Consider the following 12,759-nt stretch of genomic DNA (forward strand, 5'->3'; position numbering starts at 1 on the left):
AGGGGGAGCCTTGGCCAACCATGACCGAAGCCTGATCTCAGCGAAGCATCGGGTCCTACATATAGCAACCAGCCTGGTCGCCATTTCTGTGCTGGCGGCATGTGGCAGTCCGCCCGAACAGGCCGCAGTCCCCGACCCCGTCGTGGAAACCGAGAAGATCGACGCCGGAAACTACCCCACGACACCCATCGATCCGGCATCGCTCGGCGACGCCACCGGACCGCGGGTCATCGAGGCCGAGCGACTGGCGGAGGCCATTCCCCTGCCGACCGAGATTTCTCCGGAACTCGCGTATACGTACAGCTACGACAAAGTCCGGATCTTCACCGGTCCGGATTCATTCGCGGTTGCCCGTATCCTCAACCTGAAACCCGAGGAATTCACCGCGGCGGCACCAGGTTTCGTCACCGGATTCCGGACCTCTGCCCGATCGGACAAGCATCGACGGCTCTCTTACGAGATCGAGAACCTCGTGATGCTGTTCGATGACGAGCAGGCAGCGAAGAACGCCGCCGTCGGGCTGGGCAAGGAAATACCAGGATCGGACGCGAGCAAGTACAGCACCACATCGTTGGCAAAGTACCCCGAGGCCACCGCGTTCTGGAGTCCGGAGTACGCAACGTTCCATTCCGCCGCGGCAACCGGTCGTTTCGTCATCTATACGTATCTGTCCGACCACTTGTCGAACGAGCTCTCGACCTCCGACCTTCCGACGATGACGCAGAAGGCCGAGCGGAGCATCGAGGTCATCAGTTCGGGGCTGACGAAGTTCACCCCGACACCACGCGACCAATGGGACCAGCTCCCGCGTGACGTCGATGGAATCCTCTCGATGACGGTTCCTTCACCCAACGAATCCCAGACCTATGCCATCGAGCCTGCTGTCTACGGTCGGCATGCCGCACTGCATATCTCGGAAAAAACCGACGAAGACAAGAAGCTTTTCGAAGAACTCGGCGTTGATCTCGTGAGCTACAACGGCGGGCTTCTCTATCGAACCCGGGACAATGAGGCGGCCGTGAAGCTGGTAGAGAACCGATCAACGCTCGGGAAGCTGTACAAGTTCGCCAGCCCACCTCCCGGCCTGCCCGCCGCCAAGTGCTACGAATACAAGGGCACCGCCTCCGCCGTCATCAGATTCCAGTGCAGTATCGCGTCCGGCCGCTTTGCGGCCACGATTTCCGCAAACCAGCTGGCCGACGCTCATCAGCGAATTTCCGCCCAGTATCTCCTACTGGCCCAAGGAAAGTAGACGTTGATGAACGCTAAGGAACCCCGAACCATGCGGAAACTGACCACATCCCTCGCGCTCGCTATCTCTTTGTTGGCCGCAGCTGGGTGCGGCTCGACCATCGACGGGGTCGCAGCACCGGGCGAGATCGATGTCCGCCAACTCGATATCGGACAATACCCGACCGATCCCGTGAGTGAGTTCTCCGAGTACAGCTATTCGTTCCAGTCCGGCCGGGCGCTGGCCGCAATGCGTTTGGCAGACCATGTGGTACTCGGCGAAGATGTCGACCCGAAGTTCACCTTTGGCTCTTTCCAGGCAATCACCTCTGACACGCCACTGGTCATGTCGAAAGCCGTTCATCCGGCTCTGGAGGAGAATCGGATACTGTTCGGCTTCGCCACCGGCAACTCCGATATCCAGGAGTTTTCCTCGATGGCGCTGGCACCCGGCGACGAAGCCCTAGCCGACATCATGCGCGTCCGAAAGCCGACGTACTTCGGACTCACCGTCATGCAGTTCCCGGACGCCGCCACTGCCGAACGAGCAGCGACGGGGATCGAGCAGCTCGATTTCGATGTCGCGCCCGATCAGAACATCCGGGTCGCAGTGCCCGATTACGCAGGCGCACACGCACACTGGCGACCCGGTGTAGCCAGTATGGTAGCGACACTCGCGCACGGCAGTTACGTCTTGAATGTTCAAGTGGGCGTGCCGGAGCCCGAGGAGAACACGCTGACGGAATTGATCAAGAAGGTGTTCGACGCCGAGCTACCGCGTTTGGACAAGCTACCCGCGCTGTCACCGGTGGATGTGGTGAAGTTGCCCAATGACCCCAACCAGGTGCTGGAGCGTGCGCTCAACCCAAAGCAGCTCGCAGGTCCTGACCTGAACAACTTCGCGTCGTTCGGTCTGCAGGGCTTCCTGCAGACGCGCCGGGATCTGCTGAACATGCGAGACCTGTACACGAAGGTCGGGGCGGACCGATTCGGCACCTCATGGGACTCCTACATCATCCGTACCAGGGACGACGATGCCGCGAAGGAGCTACTGGAGGGCACGTTCGTGGGTGACGCATTTCAGGTCGCGGACGCGCCGAGCAACATTCCGACTTCGAAGTGTGTGGAGAACAAAGATCCAAAAGGAAGCATCAAGCGTTTCGCTTGCGCTGTCCAGTACCGGCGCTACGTCGCGCATGTGCAGAGTCACCAGTTGTCCGACGCCCAGCAGCGTGCCGCCGCGCAGTACGCGGTGCTGGCGAACAGCCAGTAAGGTCGGGCAGAACCTTCTATTGAAAATAGTTCGGGCCCCTGCACCTGAGGTGCAGGGGCCCGAACTGGTTCGAGATCAGAACAGGCCGGCCAGCGCCTTGTCCTTGTCCTGGAGCTCAGAGTTGCCGGTGTCGACCAGACGGCCGGCGCCCTGCAGGGTCTCGTTCAGCTGCTGAACGTGCTGGTTCCAGGTCGCCTGGTAGGCGATGACGGCTTCCTTGGCCTGACCACCCTGGGCCTGGAAGAAGGCGTCGACCTGCTTGTGGAAGTCCTGGAGGTCGGCAGCGAGCCGCTCAGCGTCGGCAACCAGCTTCCGGGCATTCTCCGCGACGCCGTCGAAATTGGCAGAAATCACACTGGACATAAGGTTCTATCCTCTCGAATTTCGTGAGTTACGGATCAGACGGCGGGGAGGTCCAGGCTGGAAACCTGGGCGTTGACCTGGGCCGAGAAGGCCTCGTCGTGATCGGTCAGGGTGCCGCTCATCTTCCGCAGGTTCTCGGAGGTCTGGATGAGCTGGTCGTTCATCTTGTCGGCCTGGAAGTAGTACCGCTCCATGAACTGGTTGAACGCGTTACGCGCCGCACCCTGCCAGTTGGAGCCGTTGGTGATGTTGTCCTCGACGGCCTTGAGCGCCTTGATGGCGGCCGCGATCTCGTCGTGGCGCTGCACAAACCGAGCGACCTCTGAATCGAGGCCATCGATTTCGGCACTGAAGTTCGTAGTCGTCATTGCTTTGCTCCCTGCTCACGGCCAACGTCGCGGGTCGGTTTGGCCTCGTTCATATGGTTGGACGCACTCGGTGCCCGATCGGTTCCCTCGACTTCGAGAAATTTTCGGCTCACGGTCACTGTCGCTCCATCGTCAGCACGCAGTGGGTCTGTGCCGAGCACAGGATCACCAAGCCGTCGGCCGGATGCGGGCCGACGGCCGCAGCCTCAGGCGTCGCCTTCTGCATGACGTTCAGATCTCCCCCCACTACTCCCCTGACATGTGTCCGGCTCTGGTCTGCACGAGCCAACGAAGCCACCTTAGCTGAACCCCTGGTCGCGCCGCTACGCCTCGACGGCATGACTCGAGGTCGCCACGACCGGGTCGAATCCGGCTCAGAGCCCCGCGCGCTCGACGAATGTCAACGCCGATTCCTTGTCTTTGAATCCCGACATCAGCACGTAGAGATTGGTCGAGGTGTTGAAGGTCTCCACGGTGGCGCCTCCGCCGGGGATCGTGTCGTCCACGCGGACCTTCTTCTCGCCCTTGTCGATAAGCCATTCCGGGTGCTGGCTGCTCCATTGGCGCAGCCGCTTCGCGGGGTCGGTGTCGATCCAGGCGATCGGATAGCGGTCGATGTCGATCTTCCGCAGCAGACCGACGGTCAGGCTGTTCTTCGCGGGCACCGTACACAGCAGCTGCACCGTGTACGGGTCTTTGCCGACAGGGGCCTTCTCGGTGATCTTGTTCGCGACCACTACCTGGCGCAGGGCATCGGGCATCACATCGATCACCGCCTGCGCATCCGGTGAAACAGACTGCGTTACAGCCTTACTCGTGGTTGTGGTCCGCTCGACCGTGCTCGTCGTCGGCGTGGAGTCCGCCGACGGCTCCTGCGAGGTAGTGGTAGCAGCGGCGGCGACACCGGCTTCACTATCACCGCCACCGGAGATCGCGACAACCCCGACGACAAGTACGCCGACCAGAACCACAGCGGCACCCACCAGCACGGCGGGTGACTTCCACCACATAGTCTGTGGCACTGGCTGCTGCGGCCATCCCTGCTGCGGAGAAGGCTGACCCCAGGCTTGCTGCTGCGGGCCGCCGTGCGGCGGATAGGGCTGCCCCACCTGCTGCGGCGGCATTCCGTACGGCTGCTGACCCGGGAGGCCAGGGTACTGATGCACTGGACCCTGCCCTGGTGGCTGATTCGGCATCCAGCCCGGGGCCTGCGGCGGTGGATTGGTCATGATTCCCTCCCGATAGTCCTTGGCGCACCGTTGAGATTCGGCACGAGGCGAGCGTACTGGGAGCCGTCGGTACCCGATTACGGACCGACCTGGCCTGGCCCTCCGACCGGCACGCGGCGGGGTGACACGGACACGGCGGTGAAGCGCCGGGGGTGGAGGCGGCCTACGCTCGTCGTTGCTCGCGCTGGTTGGAGGTCCGGGAGCGGACTGTCGGAGGACGCGGCGATGGTGGTGGCTGGGCTCGGGTGTGGGACGGGTTGGGCGACAAGGCTGTCGGGGGTGCGGGATGTGATGGTCGAGGCGGGGCGAGGGTGGGCAGTGCAAGGGGGGCAGCCGCCGCTGCTGGAGCTTGCGGCGGCCGATGGGTGTGACGAGATCCGCGCGGGTGCGGACTGGATCGAATTCGGTGCTCGACGACGCCCGGCACGCCGACGACGACACCTTCTGAGCCGGTCAACCGCACCGATATCGAGGTCACCGGCCGGTCGACTTCGTGATGAAGGAACGCGTCGTCTACAAGCGGCCTTGACCGGTCATCTTCACAGGGCACATAAGTTTAAGTATAGTTCGTTGAACTGTAGTTAAACTATGGAGGCACGGGTGATCGACAGACCGGCGGACATGTTCGATCGGGTGCGGGAGTGGGAGGCGCTGACGCGGTTCGCGACCAGTGGGCAGCCGCACGCCACGCTGGGGGTGGTGTCGGGGCGGCGGCGGCAGGGGAAGTCGTTTCTGCTCGAGGCGTTGTGCGAGGCCACCGGGGGGTTCTACTTCGCGGCGGAGCAGGCGGCCGAGGCGGAGTCGTTGCGGCACTTCTCCGCGGCGGTCGGCGAATTCACCGGATCGGCGTTGCCGGTGCGGTTCGGCGATTGGCGGGAGGCGATCGATGGGCTGCTCGCGGTGACCGCGGATCGCGAGATTCCGGTGGTTATCGACGAGTTCCCCTACCTGGCCAAGGCGTCGCCGGCGCTTCCGTCGGTCGTGCAAGCCGCGCTGGGCCCGCGGCGGGCCGAGCGGCTGCGCTCGCGCGGGCGGTTGCTGCTGTGCGGGTCGGCGTTGTCGTTCATGGGGTCATTGCTGTCCGGCGAAGCACCGCTGCGCGGCCGGGCCGGTCTGGACCTGGTGGTCCCGACCCTCGACTATCGGCTCGCCGCGGAGTTCTGGGGAATCGATGATCCACACTTGGCCATTCAGGTGCACGCCATTGCCGGCGGCACACCCGCCTACCGCCGCGAGTTCGTCGAGGACGACACCCCGTCCGGGCCGGACGATTTCGACGCCTGGGTGCGGCGAACGGTGCTCAATCCGGCCAGTCCGTTGTTCCGCGAGGCCCGGCATCTGCTGAGCGAGGAGCCCGGCCTGCGCGACCCCGGGCTCTACCACTCGGTGCTGTCCGCTGTGGCGCACGGCAATTCGACCAGCGGCGGGATCGCTACCTACGTCGGCCGTAAGGCCAGTGATCTCGCCCATCCGCTGGCAGTACTGGAGGACTGCGGACTGCTGCGGCGCGAACCGGATCTGTTCCGCGGCAACCGGCCCCTGTACCGGATCAACGAACCCCTGGTGACGTTCTATCAGGCGATCCTGCGGCCCGATTGGGCACAGTGGGAACGCGGACGCGATACCGACCGCCTATGGCGGCGGCGCCGGGCAGCCTTCCACAGCAATGTCCTCGGTCCGCACTTCGAGCAGATCTGCCGTGACTGGGTGACCGGGTACGCACCGCCGGACCTTCTCGGCGGGTACCCGAGCACCGTGGGTTCCGGAGTCGTGAACGATGCCGCCCAGCGGACCACGCACGAGGTCGATGTCGTCGTGTTCGGGGAAGGAGCCAGCGGCGAGGAGTCCCTGCTCGCGATCGGCGAAGCGAAATGGAACGACACCATGGGGATGGGGCATCTCGACCGGCTGCGCCGGGTTCGGGAGCTGCTGTCCGCACGCTACGACACCAGCCACACCCGGTTGATCTGTTACAGCGCCGCGGGCTTCATGCCTGGACTGGAGAATGTGGCCGCGCAGGCGGCGGACGTCGCACTGGTCGGTCCCGCCGACCTTTATCGCGGTTGAACCATCTACAAGCGGCCTTGACGGGTTTTCCTAAGATGCCATCTATAGATGGTCGACGCGGACGCGATGGCTCGGAAGCCTCGTTGAGGTGTCCGAATCCGCCGTCGAGAAGCAGCTCGTGGCGATTTTGGGACAGCATCTCGCCTCACTGCGCGTGGCCAAGGGCCTCACCCAGGAAGAGGTCGCGCTCGCCGCGGGGATCAGCCGCCAGCACTACCAGCTGCTCGAGATCGGCCTGCGCGCCCGCAATCCCCGGAAACCGGCCAACCCGACACTGTCGACCTTGCTCGCACTGAGCAACGTCCTCGGCACACCGCTGCCCGTGCTCCTCGACGAGGTCCTCGCCCGCACCGGCACCGGCGACTGACGTCTCTCATGGCAAGAAACTTCGCATGATGGCCGCTGCCCACTATCAGTTCGAGGCCATCCACCCGCTCTCCGACGGCAATGGCCGGACCGGCCGGATCCTCAATGTGCTCATGCTCTGTGAAGCGGGCCTGCTGCACCTACCGGTGCTGTACCTGTCGCGCTACATCATCGAGACCAAACAGGAGTACTACCAGCGCTTGCGCGCCGTGACCGCCGACAACGCATGGGAGCCGCGCCGTGAACCGGGCTACAACCCCACCCGGACTCCGGCGACGACCTGTTCGCAGGCCGATCGCACTCCCTCCCAACCGTTTTCGGCGTACTGGCAGCCGATGCTGACCTGTATGCCGCGGTCGACGATGACGTGCCAGCGGACGGTGGAGCCGTCGGCGGGGTGTTCTTCGTAGGAGAGGCCGGGGCGGTCGGCGAAGACGACGTCGCGGCGGACTTCGGTGACGGTGCCCGCGGGTTTCTTTTTGATCTGGGCGTCGAGGTCGGCGGCGATCTCGTCGTAGCCCGCGCCCGCGTTGACCGTCTTCTGGGCGACGGTGATGCGGCGGCGGGCGCCGTCGTCGGGGACCAGGTCGGCGCGGACGGTGGGGTCGGCGGCGGTGGAGCGGTGCCAGCCCGCGGGGACGTCGACGACGACGCGGCCGACGGTGACGGTGGTGGGGACCGCGGTGGTCGTGGTGGCCGGTGGTGGGGCCTGGGTGGTGATCGCGGCGGTGGTGGTCGCGGTGGCGGCGGTGGCTTCCTTGTCGCCGGAGCCGCCGAACAGGAAGAAACCGCCGACCGCCGCGGCCGCGATGACGACGGCCAGCGCGGCGGCGCCGTAGTAGAGCGGGCGGTTGTCGACCGGGTTGGTGGCCGCGGCGCGCTCGCGCAGGGGCTGCATCCACTCGGCGGCGGGCGGGATGGTCGGGGTGTAGGCGGGACCCTGCGGGGCCGGGCGGGACAGATCGGTGCCGGTGAGCGGGCTGACGGCGGTCTTGGCGCCGCAGACGCTCTCGGCGGCGGCCGTGATCGCCGACAGCACCGCCGGATCGGTGCTGCCGAAGACCTGGACCACATCGGCGGGCCGGTCGGTGAGCAGCCGGGTGAGCAGCGCTTCGAGCCGGTGCCAGCCGTCCTCGGTGCCGAGTTCGGCGGCCGAGAGATCCGGTTCGGCTTCGACGGCCTCGACGAAGGTGCCGTTGGTGTCGTAGCCGACCGCCGTGGCGGTGGTGGAGAGCAGGCCGAATTCGATAACCGCGGTGCGGCGGCTGCGCCTGGTCGCGTCGTCGACGTCGGAGGCGCGCACCGCCAGCGGCTCGAAGACCACCTCGTGGGTGAATCGCTGGGCGACGGAACCGAACAGGTCGAGGGCGCGCGGGCCCCAGACCGTCGGATGGATGACGACGATGCGATCGCAGGGCACCGCGACGCCGAGGTTGTCCATGATCGCGCCCAGCACCGCGGACAGCGCCTGCTCGGTGCTCGGCATGCCGGGCGGCATGGCGATCCGGTCGGCACCGAGGTACTGGATCGCCGAGACCACCTGGGTGGGTGGAGTCAGCGGCTCGCCGACGACGAGATCGGATCCGTTGCTGCCCAGTACCACCGAGGGCGGGCCGTCCCAGTGCGTGGTGGTGCCCCGGGCCCAGACTTTGGCTTCGCTGACGACCAGCTCGACGATGGTCATTCCGGCTGCGGCATCCAGGCGGTCTGGATCAGGCCCTCGGTGTTGCGGGTGACGTAGGTACCGCGGCCCGGCGGCTTCTGGCCGGGACGGGTGGTACCGACCATCACGCCCTCGTCCTTGCTGCAGCTCATCACGAGCGCGGCCGAGCCGAGGTCCTTCATCCGCGCCAGCGTCGCCTCGTACATGGCGCGGCTGGCGCCACCGGAACGGCGGGCGATGATCAGGTGGAAGCCGAGGTCACGCGCGTGCGGGAGATGCTCGACGAGCGCGGCGACCGGGTTGCCCTGCGAGGTGGCGACCAGGTCGTAGTCGTCGACGATCACATACAGCTCCGGACCGCTCCACCACGACCGCTCACGCAACTGCTGCGGCGTCACATCCGGGCCGGGCGTGCGCTTGGCCACGTAGGCGGCCAGGTCGTTCATGTTGGTGGTGAATTGCGGTGCGGTGGAACCGTATCCGGCCTGGTAACCCTCGGGGATCAGGCCGAGCATGGTGCGGCGGTAGTCACCGACGATGAAGCGCGCCTCGTTGGGCGTGTTCGAGGCGGCGATGCCGTCGATGATCGAGCGCAGCAGCGTGGTCTTACCGGACTCGGAGTCACCGATGATGATGAAGTGCGGGCTCTCCGCGAAATCGATGTAGACCGGGGCGAGCTCGGACTCGTTGATACCGATCGGGATCCGCAGGCACTTGGTGGCCGGATCGACCCGGGAGGGCCAGTTGCCCGCCAGGTAGAGCAGCTGCTCGCGCGGCAGCTGATCGGGCAACATGCGGACCTGCGGGGCCGGGCGGCCCGGGGTCATCCGGGCGATCGTCTCGACCGCGGCGGTGACCGCCTGGCCGAGGTTGGACTGCTCGGCGGAGCCGTCGATGCGGGGCAGACCGGTGAGCATGTGCAGGCACTCGGCGGTCATACCGCGACCGGGGCGGCCCTGCGGCACCAGCGAGGCGAACTTGCGGCCCAGGTCGGAGTCCATCGGGTCACCGAGGCGCAGCTCGATGCGGGTACCGATCTGGTCCTTGAGCGCGGGGCGGGCCTCGGCCCAGCGGTTGAGCGCGATCACCACGTGCACGCCGTAGGACAGACCCTGCACGGCGAGGTTCATGATGGTCTGCTCGAGCACGTCGAAGTCCTGGCGGATCGAGCCGAAGCCGTCGATCACCAGGAAGACATCGCCGAACGGGTCCTCGTGCGCGCCTGCGGCGGCCGGGCTGGACGCGGGATCGGTGGCGCGCAGCCTGCGGAACTCGGTCATCGACTCGATACCGAGCTGACGGAAGCGCGCCTCGCGGGTGCGCACGATGGTGGTCATCTCGGAGATGGTGCGGCGCACCAGATCCTCGTCGAGACGGCTGGCCACCGAGCCCACGTGCGGCATGCCCTGCAGGCTGGCCAGGGTGCCACCACCGAAGTCGAGGCAGTAGAACTGCACCTGCTCGGCGGTGTGGGTCAGCGACATCGCCATGATCATGGTGCGCAGCGCGGTGGACTTACCCGACTGCGGACCACCGACCACGGCGACGTTGCCGCGCGAGCCGGACAGGTCGACCACGAACGGATCGCGGCGCTGGTCGTAGGGACGGTCGACGATGCCCATCGGCGCGCGCAGGGTGGACACCGGGAGCACCTCGCCGGTGAGGATCGAGCGCGGGACCAGCTGATCCAGGGTGGGCGCCTCGTCCAGCGGCGGCAGCCAGATCTCGTGGGCGGGGCGGCCGTGACCGGCGATCCGGGCGACGAGCATGTTCAGATTCGACATCTGCTCGCCCTCCTCGCTGATCGGCTCGGGCTCGAAGCTCGACTCCACCGGCACCGGCACCCGGTCGGAGGTTCGGAAACCGACGTGCGAGGCGTTGAACGGGCGGGCGTTGACATCGATCTCGCCGCCGACGATGCCCGCGCTGGTGACCTCGCGGGCCGAACCGCCACCGACGTAGGGGCCGGAGACGTAGGACGCCTGGAAACGCTGGATCTCACCGGAGTCGGACTTGAGGTAACCGCCACCGGGCGAGCTGGGCAGGTTGTAGGCGTCGGGGACACCGAGGACCTGCCGGGACTCGTTGGCGGAGAACGTCTTCAGACCGATGCGGTAGGACAGGTGGCTTTCCAGGCCCTTGAGCTTGCCCTCTTCCAGACGCTGCGAGGCGAGCAGCAGGTGGACCTGCAGCGAGCGGCCGAGGCGGCCGATCATCACGAACAGCTCGGCGAAGTCGGGGTGCTGGGTGAGCAGTTCGGAGAACTCGTCGAGCACCACGAACAGCGCGGGCAGCGGGTCCAGGTCGGCACCGGCGGCGCGGGCCTTCTCGTACTCGGAGACGTTGGCGAAGTTGCCCGCCTGCCGGAGCACTTCCTGGCGGCGGTTCATCTCACCGGCCAGGGCGTCCTTCATACGGTCGACCAGGTCGGCCTCGTCCTCGAGGTTGGTGATGACCGCGGCGACGTGCGGGACGCCGTCCAGGCCGAGGAAGGTCGCACCACCCTTGAAGTCGACCAGGACCAGGTTGAGCTGGTCGGGCGAGTGGGTGGCCAGCAGGCTGAGCACCAGGGTGCGCAGGAACTCCGACTTACCGGAACCGGTGGCGCCGATGCACAGGCCGTGCGGGCCCATACCGTTCTCGGCGGCTTCCTTGATATCGAGCTCGACCGGGGCGCCGTCGGCACCGAGGCCGAACGGCACGCGCAGGCGCTCGCGGCCGTAGCGGGGACGCCAGGCGCTGGCCGGGTTGAAATTACCGATATCACCGAGGTTCATCAGCTGGGCCCAGCTGGAGATGGTCTCGGTTTCCTCGGTCTCGATATCGCTGCTGCGCTGGCTGGCCGCGCGATAGGGGGCGAGCCTGCGGGCGGCCTGCTGGGCCTGCTCGGCACTGACCCGGTCGATGGTGGCGAAGCGCTCCTGGTTGCCGGTGGCACCGCGGCCCAGGCACTCGCCGTCCTCGACGACCATCTTGATGCCGCGCGAGACGGCCAGCCGCGGGGCGTAGTTGCACAGGTCGATGATGGTGACACCCTCGAAACCGGACTCCCGCAGCTGGTCGTCCTCGGCTTCGAGCAAGCCACCGTCGACCACGATCACCACGTGCACCAGGTTGGGGTTGTTCGGCTGGTTGCGCGAGTAGCGCACCCGGTTACCGAGCAGCGGGTGCAGGCTGCTCAGGGCCTCGCGGATGGAGCCGTAGAACATGCGCTGGGTGCCGACGCCGTCGGCCACCTCAGGGTGCTGGGTGTGCGGGAGCCACTTGGTCCACTCCCACTCGCGCGCGGTGTCCGGGCCGCAGACCACGGCGACGAGCACCTGGTCGGGCGCCTGGAACATGCACAGCTGCAACAACATCGCGCGCGTCATGTCGCGCGCCTGGGCCCGGTCGCCGTCGAGGGCGACGGTGCCGAAGCCCTTCACCGCGATGGCGGTGGGCAGGTCGGGGACCGTGGAGTGGGCGCGCACGAAGCGGCGCAGGGAGACCGCCGCGATCGGCTCGAGTTCCTCGACCGGACCGGTCTCGGGGGCCACCAGGCGGGTGGCCAGGCGCTGACCGCCCAGGCCGATGCGGGCGTGGCAGAAGTCCTTGTCGCCGGAGCGGCGCTCCCACATGCGGCTGGTGCCCGCGAGCATCCAGATCAGGCCGGGCTCGGGGTGGCTCCACTCGACGGCGGCGCGCTGCTGGGTGGCGGTCTCGTCGACATCCTTGCGGACCTGGTCGAGGTAGCGCAGGTAGTCCTTGCGGTCCTCGTTGGCCTCGGCCGCCTTGGCACCCTTGCCGTTGCCCTGGCCGAACATGGTGACCATCGACATGATCATCATCATCGGGAACATCATCGACATGGGATTGGACAGCATGCCGCTGCCCTGGGTGAACATCAGCGCCATCATGCCGACCATGCCGACCACCATGACCACGGGCATCAGCTTCATCAGCAGGTTGCCGGGGGTGATCCGGGGGATCTCGGGCGGCGGCTGCAGGGTGACCTCGCCACCGGGCGTGCGCGGCATCTCGCGCCGGGCACGGCGCTGGAACCGTACTGTGCTCATGGTCGAAGACTCCCCCTGCTTGACTACTCGCTGTCTGTCCGCACGACGGGCTCAGTGTAGAGGTCGCGGCCGACATGTCGTATGGTTCGTCAGGCATTCTGCTGTCCGAGCGGTGGGTTCCGCAAACTGTCGATCATCTCCAGTG

General features: G+C 66.5%; 9 protein-coding genes and 1 pseudogene. 5 read left to right on the plus strand and 5 right to left on the minus strand.

Annotated features, from left to right (window positions below):
• Positions 1 to 10 precede the first annotated feature (10 nt).
• Together WA675_RS16195 and WA675_RS16200 are read left to right on the plus strand one after the other, a co-directional pair.
• Positions 11 to 1,252 carry a DUF7373 family lipoprotein gene (locus tag WA675_RS16195; protein ID WP_336085308.1) on the plus strand — a complete coding sequence of 414 codons (1,242 nt, stop codon included), beginning with the start codon at positions 11 to 13 and terminating at the stop codon, positions 1,250 to 1,252.
• 30 nt (positions 1,253 to 1,282) lie between these two features.
• Positions 1,283 to 2,503, plus strand: a complete 1,221-nt coding sequence (locus tag WA675_RS16200) for a DUF7373 family lipoprotein (RefSeq protein WP_336085309.1) — start codon at positions 1,283 to 1,285, stop codon at positions 2,501 to 2,503.
• Positions 2,504 to 2,578: 75 nt separating this feature from the next.
• Here WA675_RS16200 and WA675_RS16205 read toward each other — a convergent pair whose 3' ends face one another.
• The 3 genes from WA675_RS16205 to WA675_RS16215 all read right to left on the minus strand — a co-directional run bounded on the left by WA675_RS16205 (position 2,579) and on the right by WA675_RS16215 (position 4,358).
• Positions 2,579 to 2,866: a WXG100 family type VII secretion target gene (locus tag WA675_RS16205; RefSeq protein ID WP_336085310.1), complete on the minus strand. Its 288-nt coding sequence runs from the start codon at positions 2,864 to 2,866 to the stop codon at positions 2,579 to 2,581.
• A 35-nt stretch (positions 2,867 to 2,901) separates the two neighbouring features.
• Positions 2,902 to 3,234, minus strand: coding sequence for a WXG100 family type VII secretion target (locus WA675_RS16210; protein WP_336085311.1), 333 nt, complete (start codon positions 3,232 to 3,234; stop codon positions 2,902 to 2,904).
• Between the two features lie 374 nt (positions 3,235 to 3,608).
• Positions 3,609 to 4,358 (minus strand): hypothetical protein, encoded by a 750-nt coding sequence (locus tag WA675_RS16215; RefSeq protein ID WP_336085313.1) that lies wholly within the window; start codon positions 4,356 to 4,358, stop codon positions 3,609 to 3,611.
• A gap of 693 nt (positions 4,359 to 5,051) precedes the next feature.
• Between WA675_RS16215 and WA675_RS16220 the strand changes: the two genes are divergently transcribed.
• From WA675_RS16220 to WA675_RS16230, 3 genes and pseudogenes are all read left to right on the plus strand, one after another.
• On the plus strand, positions 5,052 to 6,530 hold the full coding sequence (locus tag WA675_RS16220) for an ATP-binding protein (protein WP_336085314.1): 1,479 nt from the start codon (positions 5,052 to 5,054) through the stop codon (positions 6,528 to 6,530).
• An 88-nt stretch (positions 6,531 to 6,618) separates the two neighbouring features.
• Positions 6,619 to 6,897, plus strand: coding sequence for a helix-turn-helix domain-containing protein (locus tag WA675_RS16225; RefSeq protein ID WP_336085315.1), 279 nt, complete (start codon positions 6,619 to 6,621; stop codon positions 6,895 to 6,897).
• 19 nt (positions 6,898 to 6,916) lie between these two features.
• Positions 6,917 to 7,129 (plus strand): annotated as a pseudogene (locus WA675_RS16230) (Fic family protein); the annotation flags it as partial.
• Positions 7,130 to 7,146: 17 nt separating this feature from the next.
• Here WA675_RS16230 and WA675_RS16235 read toward each other — a convergent pair.
• On the minus strand, positions 7,147 to 8,580 hold the full coding sequence (locus tag WA675_RS16235) for a type VII secretion-associated protein (RefSeq protein WP_336085316.1): 1,434 nt from the start codon (positions 8,578 to 8,580) through the stop codon (positions 7,147 to 7,149).
• Complete coding sequence (gene eccCa, locus WA675_RS16240; RefSeq protein WP_336085317.1) at positions 8,577 to 12,614, minus strand: type VII secretion protein EccCa; 4,038 nt, start codon at positions 12,612 to 12,614, stop codon at positions 8,577 to 8,579. Before eccCa ends, WA675_RS16235 begins: the two co-directional genes overlap by 4 nt.
• Positions 12,615 to 12,759: the final 145 nt, after the last annotated feature.

This window comes from Nocardia sp. SSK8, from assembly GCF_037034205.1.
GTDB lineage: Bacteria > Actinomycetota > Actinomycetes > Mycobacteriales > Mycobacteriaceae > Nocardia.

Coding starts and splice junctions, on each gene's coding strand:
- WA675_RS16205 (WP_336085310.1), bottom strand. CDS start 2,866: ATGTCCAGTGTGATTTCTGCCAATTTCGACGGCGTCGCGGAGAATGCC.
- WA675_RS16200 (WP_336085309.1), top strand. CDS start 1,283: ATGCGGAAACTGACCACATCCCTCGCGCTCGCTATCTCTTTGTTGGCC.
- WA675_RS16215 (WP_336085313.1), bottom strand. CDS start 4,358: ATGCCGCCGCAGCAGGTGGGGCAGCCCTATCCGCCGCACGGCGGCCCG.
- WA675_RS16235 (WP_336085316.1), bottom strand. CDS start 8,580: ATGACCATCGTCGAGCTGGTCGTCAGCGAAGCCAAAGTCTGGGCCCGG.
- eccCa (WP_336085317.1), bottom strand. CDS start 12,614: ATGAGCACAGTACGGTTCCAGCGCCGTGCCCGGCGCGAGATGCCGCGC.
- WA675_RS16220 (WP_336085314.1), top strand. CDS start 5,052: ATGGAGGCACGGGTGATCGACAGACCGGCGGACATGTTCGATCGGGTG.
- WA675_RS16210 (WP_336085311.1), bottom strand. CDS start 3,234: ATGACGACTACGAACTTCAGTGCCGAAATCGATGGCCTCGATTCAGAG.